The sequence below is a fragment of the Micromonospora sp. NPDC049836 genome (assembly GCF_044465125.1).
GTDB lineage: Bacteria > Actinomycetota > Actinomycetes > Mycobacteriales > Micromonosporaceae > Micromonospora.
In genome coordinates, this window is sequence record NZ_JBITLH010000004.1 from 475,617 (window position 1) to 492,084 (window position 16,468).

General features: G+C 76.2%; 16 protein-coding genes. 12 read left to right on the forward strand and 4 right to left on the reverse strand.

Annotated elements, in window-relative coordinates:
• Positions 1-11 precede the first annotated feature (11 nt).
• The 8 genes from ACIBPB_RS13965 to ACIBPB_RS14000 all read left to right on the forward strand — a co-directional run bounded on the left by ACIBPB_RS13965 (position 12) and on the right by ACIBPB_RS14000 (position 8,913).
• Entirely contained in the window at positions 12-2,159 is a 2,148-nt protein-coding gene (locus tag ACIBPB_RS13965) for a glycogen debranching N-terminal domain-containing protein (protein ID WP_396839965.1), read from the forward strand.
• Between the two features lie 73 nt (positions 2,160-2,232).
• Entirely contained in the window at positions 2,233-2,736 is a 504-nt protein-coding gene (locus tag ACIBPB_RS13970) for a DUF2231 domain-containing protein (protein ID WP_396839966.1), read from the forward strand.
• Between the two features lie 32 nt (positions 2,737-2,768).
• The gene (locus tag ACIBPB_RS13975; RefSeq protein WP_396839967.1) at positions 2,769-3,689 is read left to right on the forward strand and encodes an NADP-dependent oxidoreductase; all 921 of its coding nucleotides are present in this window, start codon (positions 2,769-2,771) and stop codon (positions 3,687-3,689) included.
• Between the two features lie 49 nt (positions 3,690-3,738).
• The gene (dinB, locus tag ACIBPB_RS13980; protein ID WP_396839968.1) at positions 3,739-4,926 is read left to right on the forward strand and encodes a DNA polymerase IV; all 1,188 of its coding nucleotides are present in this window, start codon (positions 3,739-3,741) and stop codon (positions 4,924-4,926) included.
• Between the two features lie 61 nt (positions 4,927-4,987).
• Positions 4,988-5,791 (forward strand): TIGR02452 family protein, encoded by an 804-nt coding sequence (locus ACIBPB_RS13985; RefSeq protein ID WP_396839969.1) that lies wholly within the window; start codon positions 4,988-4,990, stop codon positions 5,789-5,791.
• A gap of 102 nt (positions 5,792-5,893) precedes the next feature.
• Positions 5,894-6,820 (forward strand): hypothetical protein, encoded by a 927-nt coding sequence (locus ACIBPB_RS13990; protein WP_396839970.1) that lies wholly within the window; start codon positions 5,894-5,896, stop codon positions 6,818-6,820.
• Positions 6,821-6,925: 105 nt separating this feature from the next.
• A complete protein-coding gene (locus tag ACIBPB_RS13995; RefSeq protein WP_396839971.1) occupies positions 6,926-8,290 on the forward strand; it encodes a sensor histidine kinase in 1,365 nt (454 codons plus the stop codon).
• The gene (locus ACIBPB_RS14000; RefSeq protein WP_396839972.1) at positions 8,287-8,913 is read left to right on the forward strand and encodes a response regulator; all 627 of its coding nucleotides are present in this window, start codon (positions 8,287-8,289) and stop codon (positions 8,911-8,913) included. Before ACIBPB_RS13995 ends, ACIBPB_RS14000 begins: the two co-directional genes overlap by 4 nt.
• A 12-nt stretch (positions 8,914-8,925) precedes the next feature.
• On the opposite strand, the gene ACIBPB_RS14005 is transcribed toward ACIBPB_RS14000, so the two are convergent.
• The 4 genes from ACIBPB_RS14005 to ACIBPB_RS14020 all read right to left on the reverse strand — a co-directional run bounded on the left by ACIBPB_RS14005 (position 8,926) and on the right by ACIBPB_RS14020 (position 13,262).
• Positions 8,926-9,639 (reverse strand): RraA family protein, encoded by a 714-nt coding sequence (locus tag ACIBPB_RS14005; protein ID WP_396839973.1) that lies wholly within the window; start codon positions 9,637-9,639, stop codon positions 8,926-8,928.
• A 198-nt stretch (positions 9,640-9,837) separates the two neighbouring features.
• A complete protein-coding gene (locus ACIBPB_RS14010) occupies positions 9,838-11,070 on the reverse strand; it encodes a low temperature requirement protein A (RefSeq protein WP_396839974.1) in 1,233 nt (410 codons plus the stop codon).
• Positions 11,067-12,395: an FUSC family protein gene (locus ACIBPB_RS14015; protein ID WP_396839975.1), complete on the reverse strand. Its 1,329-nt coding sequence runs from the start codon at positions 12,393-12,395 to the stop codon at positions 11,067-11,069. The genes ACIBPB_RS14010 and ACIBPB_RS14015 overlap by 4 nt, the downstream gene beginning before the upstream one ends.
• 114 nt (positions 12,396-12,509) lie before the next feature.
• A complete protein-coding gene (locus ACIBPB_RS14020) occupies positions 12,510-13,262 on the reverse strand; it encodes a dienelactone hydrolase family protein (protein WP_396839976.1) in 753 nt (250 codons plus the stop codon).
• A gap of 181 nt (positions 13,263-13,443) precedes the next feature.
• Here ACIBPB_RS14020 and ACIBPB_RS14025 point away from each other — a divergent pair, with 181 nt between their 5' ends.
• The 4 genes from ACIBPB_RS14025 to ACIBPB_RS14040 all read left to right on the forward strand — a co-directional run bounded on the left by ACIBPB_RS14025 (position 13,444) and on the right by ACIBPB_RS14040 (position 16,447).
• Complete coding sequence (locus ACIBPB_RS14025; protein ID WP_396839978.1) at positions 13,444-13,842, forward strand: DUF2267 domain-containing protein; 399 nt, start codon at positions 13,444-13,446, stop codon at positions 13,840-13,842.
• A 110-nt stretch (positions 13,843-13,952) separates the two neighbouring features.
• Positions 13,953-14,231, forward strand: coding sequence for a hypothetical protein (locus tag ACIBPB_RS14030; protein ID WP_396839979.1), 279 nt, complete (start codon positions 13,953-13,955; stop codon positions 14,229-14,231).
• Between the two features lie 237 nt (positions 14,232-14,468).
• A complete protein-coding gene (fsxC, locus tag ACIBPB_RS14035; RefSeq protein WP_396839980.1) occupies positions 14,469-15,671 on the forward strand; it encodes an FxsC protein in 1,203 nt (400 codons plus the stop codon).
• Positions 15,668-16,447: a TIR-like protein FxsC gene (locus tag ACIBPB_RS14040; RefSeq protein WP_396839981.1), complete on the forward strand. Its 780-nt coding sequence runs from the start codon at positions 15,668-15,670 to the stop codon at positions 16,445-16,447. Before fsxC ends, ACIBPB_RS14040 begins: the two co-directional genes overlap by 4 nt.
• Positions 16,448-16,468 lie beyond the last annotated feature (21 nt).

Here is a 16,468-nt window from a genome sequence, read left to right on the forward strand (position 1 = left end):
CAGCCGGCCCGATGGTCCGCGTCCACAACCAGCGCGTCCGACCCGACCTGCTCTACCTGGCGAGCGGGTGGAGCACGCTGGTCACCGACGTGCGGGGCCGGATCGGCGGCACCGACCCGCAGGGCTTCTTCGCCCGCAACACCCGGGTGCTCAGCCGCGAGCGGATCGAGGTCGCCGGCCGGCCGCCGGTGCCGTTCAGCACGGCCAACGTGCGCGGACACGCCCAGCTGTCCTACGCCGAGCTGGGCGACCGGGAGCAGCTCCCGTCGCGGGCCGCGTACCTGCTGATCGAGCGGTTCGTCGGGCCGGGGCTGCGCACCCGGCTCACCGTGGTCAGCTACGCCGCCGGCCCGATGAGCTTCCCGCTGCGGCTGGCGGTCGAGGCGGACTTCGCCGACACCAGCGAGGCCGAGACCGGCCGGCGGTTGCAGCGCGGCGCCGTCGACGCCGGCTGGGACCCGGCGGCGGGCGAGCTGCGCCTGACCTACCGGCGCGACGACCTGGACCGGGCGGTGGCGATCCGGGTGACCGGCGACGCCCCGGTCGGCTACGCCGACGGCACCTTCGCCGTCGACCTCACCGTGCCGCCGGGCGGCAGCGCCCGGGTGGACGTGCTGGTGGAGCCGGTCTTCGACGGCGAGCGGCTGGCCGCCCCGGACGCCGGTTACGACGAGCCGGGCGACCTGGCCGCGCGGGCCCGCGCCCGGCTGGCCGGGGAACTCACCCGGCTGCACAGCAGCAACTTCGACGTCACGGCGGCCTGGCGGTGCGCGGTGGCCGACCTGTCCGTGCTGCCGCTCGGCGAGCCGGCCGGACCCACCGCGCCGATCGCCGGGCTCCCCATCTACCAGGAGATCTTCGGCCGGGACACGATGACCTCGTCCTGGCAGGCGCTGCTGGCCGGGCCCACCATGCTGGCCGACAGCCTGCGGCTCAACGCCGCGCACCTCGGTCGGCGGCTGGACGACTGGCGCGACGAGGAACCGGGCAAGCCGCTGCACGAGGCCCGGCAGGGGCCGGTCTCCGTGCTCGGGCTCAACCCGTTCGACCGCTACTACGGCGACTGGTCGACCGCGCCGGACTTCCTGGTCTTCCTCGGCCAGTTCCTGGCCTGGACCGGCGACCTGGAGACGGTCCGGGAGCTGCTGCCCACCGCCCGGCGCGCGCTCGGCTGGATCGAGCGGTACGGCGACCCCGACGGCGACGGGTTCCTGGAGTACCACTGCCGGTCCCGGGCCGGGTTGAAGAACCAGGGCTGGAAGGACTCCGACACCGCGATCGTCGACGAGCACGGGCAGGTGGTGCCCAACCCGATCGCCACCAGTGAGCTGCAGGGCTACTGGTACGCGGCGCTGCGGCACGCGGCGGTGGTGTTCACGCTCACCGGCCACCCGGCCCGGGGCGCCGCCCTGCTGGCCCGGGCGCGGGCGCTGCGCCGCCGCTTCCACCAGGCGTACTGGCTGCCCGAGCGGGGCTGCTACGCGATGGCGCTCGGGCCGGACAAGCGGCCGGTGCGCTCGACCAACTCCAACGACGGGCACCTGCTGGCCACCGGGATCGTGCCGGAGCGGGCCGCCGCGCGGGTGGCCGAGCGGCTCCTCGCCCCGGACATGTTCAGCGGCTGGGGCGTCCGTACGCTCTCGGCCGACCACCCGGCGTACAACCCGTTCAGCTACCACCGGGGCAGCGTGTGGCCAGTGGAGGCGGGCACCATCGGTCTCGGGCTGGCCCGGTACGGCTGCTGGCCGCAGCTGCACCGGCTGGCCGAGGGGATGTTCTCGGCGGCGGGGCTGTTCACCGAGCACCGGCTGCCCGAGGTGCTCAGCGGGCTGCCCCGCGACCCGGACCATCCCCACCCGGGGGTCTACCCGGACTCGTGCTCGCCGCAGGCCTGGTCGGCCAGCGCGGTGATCGCCCTGGTCCAGGCGCTGCTGGCGCTGCGCCCGGCGGCGCCGCTGCGCACCGTCTTCGTCGACCCGCACCTGCCCGACTGGCTGCCCGACCTGCGGCTGGAAGGGCTCCGGGTGGGCCGGGCGACGGTCGACCTGACGGTGCGACGCCGGCGCGGCGGAGGGATCTCGGTGCGCGCCCGCGGCGACCGGCTGGTGGTGGTCCGGCGCGCCTCGCGCCAGGCCGTGCCCGGTCCCGGCCACCGCTGAGCATTCCGCAGGTGTGATTCGGCCGAAGCGGGGAACCCGGGCCCGGCCTGGGGCCGAGAACAGGAGGACCGGCATGGAGAGTCGCGCGCGGGCGATGGGACACGGGATCCATCCCATCCTGATCGTGTTTCCGCTGGGTCTGCTCGCCACCTCGGTGATCTTCGACATTCTCTACCTGATCACCGACCGGGCGGGGTTCCAGATCTCCGCCGCGTACACGATCGCCGCCGGCATCATCGGCGGGCTGGTGGCGGCGGTGTTCGGCCTGATCGACTGGTCCGCCATCCCGGCCGGCACCCGGGCGAAACGGGTCGGCGCGGCGCACGGCCTGGGCAACGTGGTGGTGCTGGTGCTGTTCGCGGTGAGCTGGCTGCTGCGCCGGGGCGCCGACAACTGGGACCCGAACGCGGGGGCGCTGATCTGCAGCTTCGCCGGCGTCATCCTGGCCGGGTTCACCGGCTGGCTCGGCGGTGAGCTGGTGGAACGGCTGGGCATGAGCGTGAGCGACGGGGCGGGCGTGAACGCGCCCAGCTCGTTGCGCCACTCCGCCGGCCGGCCCCGCACCCGCGGCGTCTGAACACCCGGTCGCAGCGACGAGAGGGGACGCCGATGCGGGCGATCACACTGGACGCCGAAGGGGCGGCCCCGGCGCCGCGCGACGACGTGGCGCGGCCCAGTCCCGGACCGGGCGAGGTGCTCATCCGGGTGCGCGCCTCCTCGGTCAACGGCTTCGACCAGAAGGCCGCCGCCGGGATGATGCGGGGCTCGATGGAGTACCGGTTCCCGGTGGTGCTGGGCAAGGACTTCGCCGGCGAGGTCGAGGCGATGGGCGAGGGCACCGGCCCGCTGCGGGTCGGTGACCCGGTGTTCGGCGTGGTCATGCGCTCCTACCTCGGCGACGGCGCGTGGGCCGAGTACCTGACCGTCGACGCCGGGTACGCCGTCACCCGCCGCCCGGACGGACTCGACCCGGTCGACGCGGGCGCGCTCGGGCTGGCCGGCGCCACCGCGCTGGACGCGCTGGCGGCGGTCGCTCCCGGGCCCGGCGACACCGTGCTCATCTCCGGGGCCACCGGCGGCGTCGGGGCGTTCGCGATCCAGTACGCGCGCGCCGCCGGGGCCCGGGTGATCGCCACGGCCCGGGCCGGCGCGGCCGCCGACTTCGTCCGCGAGCTGGGCGCCGGTGACGTGGTCGACCACACCGGCGACCTGGCCGGCCAGGTCCGGGCGGTGGCCCCGGACGGGGTGTCCGCGGTGCTGCACCTGGCCGGTGACGGCAACCAGCTCGCCGGCCTGCTCGCCCCGGACGGCCGCCTCGCGTCCACCATCGGTTTCGGCCCGGAGCAGCACCCGGCCGCCACCGCCGTGCTGGGCCAGCCGACCCCGGGGACGCTGGACCGGCTCGCCGCCGACGTGGTCGCCGGCCGGATCCGGGTGCCGGTCGAGCGGCGCTACCCCCTGGCCGAGGTGCCGCGCGCGCTGGCCGACTTCCGGGGCTCGCTGGGCAAGCTGGCCGTCGACATCCCCTGACCGCCCTGGTCACCACCGCCCATCCGAACAGGTGTGCGAACATGTGGGGGTGTCGAGCGAGGCCACGATCCTGCACGCCGACCTGGACGCGTTCTACGCGTCGGTCGAGCAGCGCGACGACCCGCGGCTGCGCGGCCGGCCGGTGATCGTCGGCGGCGGCGTGGTCCTGGCCGCGAGCTACGAGGCCAAGGCGTACGGGGTGCGCAGCGCGATGGGCGGCCGGCAGGCCCGCCGCCTCTGCCCGGACGCGCTGGTGGTGCCGCCGCGGATGGCCGCGTACACGGCGGCGAGCCGGGCCGTGTTCGACATCTTCCGGCGGACCACCCCGCTGGTCGAGGGGCTCTCCATCGACGAGGCGTTCCTGGACGTGGGCGGGCTGCGCCGGCTGGTCGGCCCGCCCGCCGACATCGCGGCGGCGCTGCGCCGGGCGGTACGCGACCAGGTCGGGCTGCCGATCACGGTGGGCGTGGCGCGGACGAAGTTCCTAGCCAAGGTGGCCAGCGGGGTGGCCAAGCCGGACGGGCTGCTGGTCGTCGCGCCCGACGGCGAGCTGGCGTTCCTGCATCCGCTGCCGGTCGAGCGGCTCTGGGGCGTCGGCCCGGTGACCGCGGCACGGCTGCGCGAGCGGGGCATCCGCATGGTGGGCCAGGTGGCCCGGCTCGACGAGCCGACGCTGGTGTCGCTGCTCGGCGCGGGAGCCGGGCGGCACCTGCACGCCCTCGCCCACAACCGGGACCCCCGCGCGGTGCAGGTCGGGCGGCGCCGCTCCTCGATGGGCGCCCAGCACGCCCTCGGCGCCGGCCCGCACTCCCCCGCCGAGCTGGACGCCGTGCTGGCCGGCCTGGTCGACCGGGTGACCGGCCGGATGCGCGGCGCCCGCCGCACCGGGCGCACGGTGACGCTGCGGCTGCGCTTCGGCGACTACACCCGGGCCACCCGCTCGCACACCCTGGACAAGGCGACCGCGCAGACCGGCCCGCTGCGCGACGCGGCGCGGACGTTGCTGCGCGCGGCGCTGCCGGAGATCGAGACCCGCGGGGTGACCCTCATCGGGGTGTCGGTGGGCAACCTGGACGGCGGGCACGTGCAGCTGAGCCTGCCGTTCACCGGCGACCCGAGCATCGAGCTGGACGCGGCGGTCGACCGGGTACGCGACCGGTTCGGCACGACGGCGCTGACCCGGGCGGTGCTGCTCGGCCGCGATCCCGGCGTGGAGCTGCCCCGGCTGCCGGACTGACCGGCCCGGCCGGTAATCCGCTCGTCGGCGTCCGGGCGCCGGGCGCACAATCGGGCCCATCATGAGCACCCGGCTGCGGGCGATCGCCCGCGAGACCCTCGACATCATCGACGCCGGCCGGTACGTCAACGCGCACGGCGCGACCGTGCCCCTCGCCGAGGCGGTCCGCGCCGCGGTCACCGGCACCCGCCTGCACCTGCCCGACGAGCCGCTGCCCACCCCGACCTGCGGCGACGCCGGCCCGCGGATCGAGGTGACCGGGGAGAGCACCCTGCTGGCCGCCCGCCGGCTCGCCGCCGACGGCGACGTGGCCGCGCTGGTCTTCGCCTCGGCGAAGAACCCGGGCGGTGGCTTCCGTACCGGCGCGCAGGCCCAGGAGGAAAGCATCGCCCGGGCCTCCGCGCTCTATCCGTGCCTGACCGCGGCGGCCGGGTTCTACGACTTCCACCGGGGACAGCGGGACCTGCTCTACAGCGACCGGGTGATCCACTCGCCCCGGGTGCCGGTGTTCCGCGACGACCGGGGCCGGCTGCTCGACGCGGCGTACCCGGTGTCGTTCCTGACCGCGGCGGCACCCAACCGGGGGGCGGTGCTGCGCAACCAGCCGGACGACGCCGTCCGGGTGGCCCCGGTGCTGCGTGCCCGGGCCCGCCGGGTGCTCGCCGTGGCCGCCGCGTACGGCCACCGGCGGCTGGTGCTGGGCGCCTGGGGGTGCGGCGTGTTCCGCAACGACCCGGCCACCGTGGCCGAGGCGTTCGATCTCGCGCTCGCCGACGTGGCGGGCTGGTTCGACCTGGTCACCTTCGCCGTGCTGGACCGGGCCGGCGGGCCGGCACACACCGCGTTCACGGCCCGGTTCGGCTGATCCGCCTCCTCCCCCGGTAGGAGGTGGCGCTCCGACCACCGGCCGCAACCAGGGCTTCCGGTCGGGCGCGGACGCGAAGCGGCCCGACCAGCATCTACAGGCATGACTACTGTCCTGCACCGGGCGGCCCACTGGCACCGCCCCCTGATGCTCTTCGTCTCGACGATGGCGGTGCTCGCCGTCGTCTGCGCGGTCGGTCTCGCCGCCGACCCGCGCGTGCTCACCGGCGTGCCGATCTGGCTCAAGCCGCTGAAGTTCAGCCTCTCCTTCGTCGTGTACGGCGCCACCCTCGCCTGGATGCTCTCCCTGCTGCCCCGGCGCAGCCGCCTCGCCGAGTGGGCGGGCACCGTGGTGGTGGCCGTGGGGCTGGTCGAGATGACCGTGATCGTCGGGCAGGTGCTGCGCGGCCGGACCAGCCACTACAACGAGAGCACGCCGTTCGACGCCGCGCTCTGGCAGCTGATGGGCGCGGCCATCATGGTGCTGTTCGCGGCGCACCTGGTCATCGGGATCGTGCTGGTACGCCAGCCGCTGGCCGACCGGGTCGCCCGGTGCGCGGTCGGGTTCGGCCTCGGGCTGACCCTGCTCGGGATGCTGGTCGCCGTGCCGATGGTGCTGCCCGGCCAGGCACCGGACGTCGAGGGCATCGCCGGCGCGCACAGCGTGGGCGTGCCGGACGGCGGGCCGGGGCTGCCGCTGCTGGGCTGGAGCACCACCGGCGGGGACCTGCGCATCGGGCACTTCGTCGGGCTGCACGCCCTGCAGGCGATGCCGATCCTGGCGCTGCTGCTGCACCGCTGGGCCGACCGGCTGGACGAGCGGACCCGGCTGCGGCTGCTGGCGGTCACCGGCGTGGCGTACGGGGTGCTCACCGTGCTGCTCACCTGGCAGGCGCTGCGCGGGCAGCCGCTGCTGCGCCCGGACGCGCTCACCCTCGCCGCGCTGACCGTCCTGCTGGTCGCGACCGCCACGGCCGCCGGCGCGACGCTGGCCCGGCGGCGCCGCCCCGACCTGGCGCTGGTGGCATGACCGCGACACCGGCCACCCCGCCCCACGCGCCGGCCCCGCCCCGGTTCGACGCCCGGGGCGGGGCGGCGGCCCCGGCGCCCGCGCCGCACCCCCTAGGCTGAAGCCGTGCAGTGGGTGAGCCGCCTGTTCGACACGCGCGACGCGCTCGTGCGGATCCTGCTGCTGAACCTCACCGGCGTCGGCTACCTGGTCTTCGGCACCCACGGCCAGCCGGACCGGACCCAGTGGACGCTCGCGCTGTGCGCCTTCGGCGCGGGCCCCGTGCTGCACCGCCGGCCGCTGGTCAACCTGCTCGTCCAGGCCGGGCTGCTGCTGGTCGCGATCTGCCTGCTCGACGACCTCACCATCAACCAGGTGGGCGCGAGCTTCGCCCTGTTGGAGGTGACCAGGCAGGCCCGCCGGACCCGGACGATCTGGCTCGCCGCCGGGCTGCTCGCCGCCGTCGACCTGGTCGACTCGATCGGCGACCCGCCCCGGCGGTTCGCCTCGGGTGTCTTCGGGCTGATCCTGGAGGTGGGCGTACCGCTGCTGCTGGGCCTGGTCATCCGGACCTCCCAGGAGCTGGGCCGGCAGGCCGAGCAGCGGGCCGCCGAGCAGCAGCGGCGACGCGAGTCGGAGGACCGGGCCGCCCGCGCCGACGAGCGCGCCGCGATCGCCCGCGAGCTGCACGACGTGGTGGCGCACCACGTGGCGTCGATGGTGCTGCGGGTCGGGGTGGCCCGGCACGTGCTGACCGACCTGGACCCCCGGGTGCACGAGGTCTTCGACGACGTGCACGGCACCGGGGCGACCGCCCTGGCCGAGCTGCGCCGGCTGGTCGCGGTCCTGCGGGAGCCCGGCGGGGTGCGCGGCGACGCGGCGCTGACCGCGATCGAGCCGGCGGCGGTGCCCGCGGCGCTGGGCGCCGCCGTGGACCGGGCCCGGCGGGCCGGGGTGACGGTGGAGGCCGAGGTGGACCCCGCGGTCGGCGCGCTCGACGCGGTACGCGGCCTGGCGGTGCTCCGGTTGACCCAGGAGGCGCTGACCAATGTGGCCCGGCACGCCGGGCCCGCCGCGCGGGCCCGGCTGGCGGTCGGCGTGGTCGAGGGCGCCGTGCACTGGGAGGTGTCGGACGACGGGCGCGGCCGGGGCCCCGCGGCGGTGCCCTCCGGTGGCGGCCACGGCATCATCGGCATGCGCGAGCGGGTCGAGGTGCTCGGCGGCCGCCTCGACGCGGGCCCCACCGGCACCGGCTGGCGGGTCCGGACGGTGCTTCCGGCGGCGACGGCCGGCACGGCACCGGGCGGTGGGGTGCCGGGCGGTGGGGTGCCGGGCGGTGGGGTGCCGGGCGGTGGGGTGCCGGGCAGGGCGACGGCGACCGGCAGCGCGGCAGCCGGCGCGGCGACGGCCGGCGCGGCACCCGGCGGGGCGGCGGGTGCCCCCGCGCCCCGCGGCACCCGCGAGACGCCGGCCGCGCCGGAGCCGGCGTGATCCGCGTGCTGCTGGTCGACGACCAGCACCTGATCCGCGCGGGCCTGCGCATGCTCTGCGACGCCCAGCCCGACCTGTCGGTCGTCGGTGAGGCCGACAACGGGCGGGACGCGGTCACCCTGGCCGCCCGGCTGCTGCCCGACGTGGTGGTGATGGACCTGCGCATGCCCGGCGTCGACGGGATCACCGCGACCAGCCGGATCCTGGCCGCGCGTCCGGCCACCCGGGTGGTCGTGCTGACCACCTTCGGCGACGACGACCACCTGTACCCGGCGCTCGCCGCCGGCGCGTGCGGCTTCCTGCTCAAGGACGCGCCCCCCGCCGACCTGCTCGACGGCATCCGCCGGGCCGCCGGCGGCGACAGCCCGTTCAGCCAGGAGGTGCTGCGGCGGCTGGTGCGGCGCGCGGTGGACGCGCAGGCCGGGACGCCCCGGGCGGTGCCGGGGCTGACCACCCGGGAACAGGAGGTGCTGGACCTGGTGGGCGAGGGGTTGTCCAACCCGGAGATCGCCGAGCGGCTGCACATCGGGGTCACCACCGTGAAGACCCACATCACCAGCCTGATGGCCAAGACGGACAGCCCGAACCGGGTGCGCCTGGCGCTCTTCGCCCGGGGCGCCTGAGCCGCCGCGCCGTCACTCCTCGATGGCGCCGCCCACCGCGCGCAGGTGCTCCCGGAAGGTCAGCCCCGGGTGCTCCGCCCGGCCGGCCAGGTACGCGTCGAAACCCACCTGCGCGCGCAGCGACTCGCCGGCCCGGATCCGGTCGGCCTGTCGCCGCTCGGTGTCCCGGATCGACTCGGCGAGGGCGAACAGGTCGCCGGCCCGGTCCGCGGGCACGAACAGCACCCCGTCCGCGTCGGCCAGCGCCAGGTCGGCGGGCCCGACGGTCCACGGCCCGACCCGGGCGGCGGCCAGCGCGTCGGCCGGCCGTGGGTCGAGCCGCTGGGGCCCGGTGGGTGTCGCGCCGAGGCTGAACACCGGCAGGCCGAGGGCCGCGATGTCGCCGGTGTCCCGGTGCAGGCCCCACACGACCAGGCCGGCCAGCCCGGCGGCCCGCGCCTCCAGCACCACCAGGTCGCCGACGCACGCCTCGTCGGTGCGCCCGGCGTTGTCCACCACCAGCACATCGCCGGGGGCGGCCCGGTCGATCGCCTCGAGGAAGACGTCCACGCTGCCGGCGTGCCGGGCCGGCAGCACCCGCCCGGCCAGCCGTCCGCCGGCGACCACCGGCCGCACCTCGGCCGGTGCGCAGCGCACCGGGACACCGGCCCGCAGGCACGCGTCGGCGACGTGGGCGGTGGTCAGGGCGGCGAAGCGCCCGGTCAACCCGTCCGGATCGATGCTCATGGGCAGACGGTAGCCAGCGCCGGCCGGGCCGGGAGGAGCCAGTTTCCGGCCGGTGGCCTCCGCGGCCGGCGCCGGGTCCGCCGGCCACCGGCGCCCGGATCCGGCCCTCCCGACCGGCAGCGCCCGATGACCTCGGGCCGAGTGCCCGGCGGCCTCAGGGCGAGCGGCCGGGGACCTCCGGCCGAGCGCCCGGCCGCTTCAGGTCGGCCCGGTCGGGAAGCCCGCCGGGTCCGCGCCGGCGACCGGGTGCCGCGACCGGGTCAGCCGGTCGGCGACGGTGGCGGCGAGCAGCAGCGCGGTGAGCAGCGCGAGCGCCGCGGCCGGTGGCAGCGCCCGCCCCAACGGCAGCAGGAGCGGCACCGCCACGGCGAGGACGGCCGCCGCCGGCCGGACCGCCTGCCCGGTGAGCCGGCCCAGGAGCAGCCGGCCGGCCAGGTACGTGCCCGCGCCGCCGTACAGCGCCACCGCGCCGGGCCAGCCCAGCGGCGCGGAGTGCTCCTCGGCGACGTGGGCGAGGACCTGCTCCACGCCGAGCGCCAGGTAGATGACCCCGACGATGAGCAGCAGGTGGGTCTGGCTGTAGGCGTCCGCGGCGATCCGGTCCCGCCGGTCCTCCGGCGCCCGCGCCAGCACAAGGCGGGCCGCGGGAGCCGTCTGGTCGAAGTAGAGCCACCACAGGCAGACGGTGGTGGCGAGGCCGAGCAGCGCCACTCCGAGCACAGCCGGCGCGGTGGCCGCCGAGCCGGCGCCCACCCCGGCGGCGACCAGCGACTCGCCGAGCGCGATGATCAGGACGAGGCCGTGCCGCTCGGCGAAGTAGTTCGGGGCGCGCAGCGGCCAGGCGCCGCGCGTCGCGTACGACAGCCGCTGCCCGCCGACCTCCACCAGGAACGCGAGCACCCAGAGGGTGGTGTGCGCGGCGCCGCCCAGCAGCGCGCCGAGCAGGAGCGGGAGCCAACTGACGGCGCTGATCACGGCGAAGAAGCGGATCCGCTGCCGCAGCCCGGGCAGGTCGCCCGCCGCCCGGTGGTACAGCACCAGGTGGACCGCCCGCAGCAGCACGTAGGCCAGCGCCACGAGCAGCGGACCGTCCAGACCCGGCGCGGGCGTCCAGGCCCGCGGCATCACCAGCGCGGCGACGAAGAGCGCCGCCATGGCGACCAGGAACCCGGCCCGGACCACGCCGAGGTCGGCCGGCGTCTGGTTGCCCAGCCAGGTGAACGACGACCAGGCCAGCCAGAGCAGCACCAGCAGGAGCAGCCCCTGCCCCATCGTGGACGCGGTCGGCGGCCGGCCGATCAGCACCATGATCCGGGTGAGGGTGAAGACGAAGACCAGGTCGAAGAAGATCTCGAACGGGCGTACCGCCCGGTCCCGGGGCGCGGCCCACGGCCGCGGGGCCGCCGGACGCCCGCGGTCGTGCCCGGTCATCCCGCGGGCGCCCGGACCGGGGCGGCGGCCGGACCGGTGGGCCGGCGCCGGCCGTGGGCGCGCCGCTCGATCCGGGTCCGGCGCCGGGCCCGGGCGGTGTGCCGGCGGGTGATCAGCTCGGCCCGCGCCGGCGGACGCACCGCCGCCTCGCCCGCACCGGCCGCCCGGCGCACGATCCGGTTGGCCTCGTCGGCCGGGCATCCGGTGGCGCGCAGCACCTCGCTCTCGGCGGTACGCAGGTCGGTGATCACGGCGTCCCCGAACACCCGGACGCCCTGTGCCCAGGCCCGGCCGGCCAGTTCGGCGCACTCCCGGACGAGCCGGCGGGCAGATTCCGGATCCGTCTCGGAGCGGCACTCGCGGTGCAGTTCCCGGATGGCCTCGGTGAACCGGGCCAGCGCGGCGGGCAGCTCCGGCGGGACCGGCTCGCCGTACTGCAGGAGCGTGGCGCACCGACGGGCCATCGACCGGCCGTACAGGATCACCCGTTCCAGGTGGCGGGTGCCGTCGGCGTACCGGTGGAACTGGGCCCGGCGCCGCCAGCGGGCCGGGGCGATGGTGACCACCTCCTCGGCACCGCTGAGGGCGTCGTTGAGCCGCCCGACGTCGGCCTCCAGGCCGCGCAGCCCGTCCAGGGCGCGGATCGCCGCGTCGGCGTCCCGGTCGGTGAGCGCGCGGGCGACCGCGTCGAGCTGCGTGGTGAGCCCGCCGTAGACCGGCTCGGCCGCCCGGTCCAGCATCCGCAGCGGGTTGACCGGGAACAGCAGCGCCACCACGAGGATGCCGACCACCCCGCCGACCAGCGCGTCGAAGACGCGGGGCACCTCCAGGCCGGGTTGCATCGGGGCCAGGGTGGCGATCAGCACCGCCGTACCGCCGGCCTGCCCGACCAGCGCGCCACCCCGCCCGGCGACCAGCAGGGCCGTCGCGACGGCCAGGGCGACCACCGCACCGGTCTGCCAGACCCCGGTGCCGAGCAGGGCGCGCAACAGGTCACCCACGGCGATGCCGACACCGACCCCGACGAGCAGCTCGAAGGTACGGCGGGCGCGCTGGCCGATCGCGGTCGCGATGGTGCCGACCGCGGCGGCCGGCGCGAAGACGTGCGCCCCCGGCCCGAGCAGCCGCTGCGCGAGCAGCGCGGCGAGCGCGGCGGCCAGCCCGGCCTGCACCGCGATCACCGCGGTGATCTCCAGCTGCCGCTTCCGCACCCGCCCGGCCTGCCCGCTCTCGCTACGGACCCGGGCGACGGCCCGGCCGCCCTCCTCGGCGACCCGGTCCAGCGGTGAGCGGATCCGGTCCGCCGTCGCGCGCTCGTCGGGCATGGCGGCGGATACCCGGCGCGGTCGCGGTGAATCGTCGCCGCGGCCCGGCCCGCACCGCCCACGGCGGCCGTCGCCGGGCGGTACGGCGCGCAGCGGGCGGGACCGCCCGGGCGGTCAGCGCCGGAACGTGCGGTCCAGCAGGTCGAACAGGGCGGCCCAGTGCCGTTCGGTGGCCCGCGCGTCGTACATCGGGGTGTCCGACTGGGTGTAGCCGTGCCGGGCCCCCGCGTAGACCTCCGAGCGGTAGGTGACCCCGGCCGCGTCCAGGCTCCGCTCCAGGGTGGCGATCTGCTCGGCGGTCATCGACGGGTCCTGGTCGGCGTGACCGAAGTACAGCTCGCCGGTGACCGCGCCGACGCCCCGGTGCGGGCTGTCCGGGGCGTCGGTGACCACCCGGCCGGCGTGGAACGCGGCCGCCGCGGCGATCCGGTCCGGGTGCGCCTCGATGGCGCGCAGCGCGTTCGTGCCGCCCATGCAGTAGCCGGTGACGGCCACCGGGCCGGCCGCGACGTCCGGCTGGCCGGCCAGGAAGTCCAGGTAGGCGCCGGTGTCCCGGGCCACCGTGTCCGGGGTCAACGCGGCGATCATCGGGGACAGCGTCTGGAACAGCGCGCCGCGCTGCGTCTCGTCGCCGAGCCCGGACAGGTCGACCAGCGGGGTCCGGCCGGACCGGTAGAAGAGATTCGGCACCAGCACCAGGTACCCGCGTGCGGCGATCGTCTCGGCCATCTCCGTCAACCGCGGCCGCAGCCCGAACGCGTCCATGAAGACCAGCACAGCCGGGAAGGGCCCCGCCCCGTCGGGCCGGACGAGGCAGGCGTCAGCCACCCCGTCGCCGGTCGGCACGTCCACGCTCGTCGTCTGCACTGTCGGACCTCCTCGCCCTTGGTTTCACCGCCGAGCACGCTACCCCGCCGGGCCGGGCCGGCACCCAGCGCGCGTGCCGTCCGGCCGGCACGGCCGGCAGGTCGACGCCGCCACCGCGCCGCCGTTTGATCGAGTGGTGGCGGGGAAGCCCGGGTATCCAGCCGAGAGAAGGGCGCTGAACGTGGACGACAACCAGTTCATCGACCTGGTGGCCACCCGCGCGGGCACGTCGGCGGAGCAGGCGACCGCGCTCACCCGCGCCACGCTGACCACGCTGGCCGAACGGATCGACGGCGGCGAGGCGCGCGACCTGGCCGATCAGCTTCCCGAGGCGCTGCGTCCGTACGCCTTCGGTTCCGGCGAGACCGCCGAGCGGTTCGGGCTCGACGTCTTCGTCGAACGGGTCAGCGGCCGCGCCGAGGTGGACGTGGACCAGGCCAGGGACGGCGTGACCGCGGTCCTCGACGTCCTTCGCGAGGCGTTGGCGGCCGACGGGTACGAGCAGGTCGTCGCCCAGCTTCCCGGGGAGTTCGGGGAGGTCGCCGACCAGAGCGCGCCCTACGTCGAGCGCACCCGCTGAGCCGCCCGACGCCCGCGCCCGCCACCAAGGCCGCCGAACGGACCGGGCGGCATGACCGGTGCCGGCGCGGGTAGCCGGGGACACTGGCGCACCACCACCGGAGGGCTGTGATGACCGCGAGCTGGGACGAGCAGGCCGACCCGCTGAGCCGACCGCCGGAGGCCGACGCGCAGGAGCAGCGGCAGGACGAGACGGTGGTCGGGCCACCGGACACCATCTCCGGCGCGGTGCCCGAGGCCGCCGAGGCGGACCTGGCCGAGCAGGGCGTGCTGGTGCCGCCGAGCGATCAGGCCGACCTGGCCGACGCGGTGCGCGGCGCCCCGAACCCGGCCGACGCGATCGAGCAGAACCTGGAGATCCCGGTGCCCGACGAGGACCGCCGCGACTGACCTGACGCCGTCCCGCCTCGCCAGCCGACCGGTCCGCCGTGGCCGGCGGCGGGCGGTGAAAAGTGATTCGCCAACGCCGGCGGACCATCGGCTTTGCCCGTTTTGGCCGACACATCTCCGGATAGCCGGGCGATTGCGCTCTTACCCGCTTGCCGTGTATGTATGTAGCTCTGGAGGATCCTGCGACCTGCGCCGAGACCGCGCCTCCGCGTCCGACCAAGCGTGTCCGGAGGGGTTGTGGCTTCCATTTTTTTTAGCTACAGACCAGACGACGACGGCGCTTATGCCGAGGCGCTGCTCGACGACCTCTGTGACGCGATCCGGCTGATCAGCGGCCCCGACGCGACGCTTCAGGTCTTCGCCGCGGGAGCTGACGCCGTGGTCGGCGACGAGTGGAGCCGGGCCGCGGCGCAGGCCCTCGCCGAATGCACGGTCTTCGTCGCCATCTGCTCGCCCCGCTATTTCCTCACCGAGCGGTGCGGCCAGGAATGGTGGGTCTTCCAGGACCGGTTGGCGCAGCACGAGGCCGCCACCGGGCGCCGGCCCCGCGCCTTCGTCCCCGTCGCCTGGGGCGACAACGGCCTGCGGGGCGAGTTGCCCGCGGACGAGTTCACCGCGGACGTCGCCCGGCACACCGACGTGCGGGCGCTGGCCCGGCTCACCCGGAACCGACCGCGCTACCGGGACCTGGTCGAGCGCCTGGCCTGGCACGTGGTCGAGGTCGGCCGCGACGATCCGGTACGCCCGGCCGCGGTGCTGCCGCCGCTGCGGGCCACCCCGAACGCGTTCCGGATCTCCGGGCATCCGGCCCGGCCGCCGTTGCCCGGGTCCGGCGCTCCCCCACCGGCGGTGCGTTTCGTGCTCGCGGCCGGCCGGCGCGACGAGATGTCGGATGTCCGGCACGACGTCGAGTTCTACGGCGCCCACCGCGCCGACTGGCGCCCGTACCAGCCGGAGCGGCCGGAGCCGCTGGCCGTGCAGGCGCAGGCCGTCGCCGCCGACCACCTCTACCACTCCGACGTGGTGGCCGACATCGAGGACATCGTGGCCGTCCTGGAGCGGGCCGACGCCGACGACGAGCTGGTCGTCATGCTGGTCGACGCCTGGGTGGTGCGCCTGGCGGCCCACCGGCGGGCGCTGGCCGAGCTGGACCGACATGCCGATCCCGGGCACGCGGTGGTGGTGCCGATCAGCGCGACCGACCCCGAGACCACCGGTGCCCGGGGCCAGCTGACCGCGATGCTGGCGCAACTGCTGGCCCTCCGGTCCGCCCGGGCGGATCCGCTGTTGCGCATCGGGGCGGAGTCCGCCGAGGAGTTCGCCCAGGAGGTGGGCGGCATTCTGGAGGCGGCCCGCAATCGCAGCTTCCGGTCGGCGGATGTCCGCCGGGTCGCCCCGGGCGCCCCGGCCGGCAGCCGCCCGTTGCTCGACGCCCCTTGAGCCCGCCCCCGCAACGGTCGACCGGGGCGGCGCGGACCACCGCGGACCCCGACCTCTGGTTCTTCCTCAGCTTCGCCGAGTCGACCGAGCGCGAGGACGGCCGGGTACGGACCTTCTTCCGGGACCTGTGCGACGAGGTCCGGGCGGTGGGTGGCATCCGCCGCAGCGACCCGGCGCCGGTCGGCTTCCTCAGCCACGCCAGCCTGCGGACCGGCGTCGACTGGTCGGAGCAGATTCTCGCGGCCCTGGGCACCTGCCGCGTGTTCGTGGCGCTCTGCTCGCCGGCCTATTTCGCCAGCGATTCCTGCGGACGGGAATGGCGCGCATTCGCCGACCGGCTCGCCGCGTACCGCCGGTCGACGAAACGCACCGCTCCCACACTTCTTCCGGTGCCGTGGCGGCCGAGTCCCATACCCGCCCAGCTCGGCACCATTCAATATGTCGACCGGGAATGGCCGGCGGCGGTGCTCGCCGACGGACTCGCACACGTCATGCGGCTCAAGCGTGGCCACGACGACTACCATGAATTCGTGGGCGTGCTCGCCGGCCAGATCGTGCGGACGGCTCGGGATCATCCGATTCCACCGGCACGGCTCGGCCCCGATTTCGCCCGCCTCCCGTACGACTTTCCGACAGTTTCCCCACCCGAACGCACCATTCCCGAGCAACGCCCCGGTGGCACGATCAGCTCGCGGCAACCGTCCACCGGGGACGGGGCCCGCCGGCCGCCGGACCTGAGCGGCAGCAACGAGCTCCCCCGCCTGCACGGCACCTGACTGGTGACAGCGATCCAGAGG

Coding starts and splice junctions, on each gene's coding strand:
- ACIBPB_RS13970 (WP_396839966.1), top strand. CDS start 2,233: ATGGAGAGTCGCGCGCGGGCGATGGGACACGGGATCCATCCCATCCTG.
- ACIBPB_RS13990 (WP_396839970.1), top strand. CDS start 5,894: ATGACTACTGTCCTGCACCGGGCGGCCCACTGGCACCGCCCCCTGATG.
- ACIBPB_RS14005 (WP_396839973.1), bottom strand. CDS start 9,639: ATGAGCATCGATCCGGACGGGTTGACCGGGCGCTTCGCCGCCCTGACC.
- ACIBPB_RS14030 (WP_396839979.1), top strand. CDS start 13,953: ATGACCGCGAGCTGGGACGAGCAGGCCGACCCGCTGAGCCGACCGCCG.
- ACIBPB_RS14015 (WP_396839975.1), bottom strand. CDS start 12,395: ATGCCCGACGAGCGCGCGACGGCGGACCGGATCCGCTCACCGCTGGAC.
- ACIBPB_RS13975 (WP_396839967.1), top strand. CDS start 2,769: ATGCGGGCGATCACACTGGACGCCGAAGGGGCGGCCCCGGCGCCGCGC.
- ACIBPB_RS13965 (WP_396839965.1), top strand. CDS start 12: ATGGTCCGCGTCCACAACCAGCGCGTCCGACCCGACCTGCTCTACCTG.
- ACIBPB_RS14010 (WP_396839974.1), bottom strand. CDS start 11,070: ATGACCGGGCACGACCGCGGGCGTCCGGCGGCCCCGCGGCCGTGGGCC.
- ACIBPB_RS13985 (WP_396839969.1), top strand. CDS start 4,988: ATGAGCACCCGGCTGCGGGCGATCGCCCGCGAGACCCTCGACATCATC.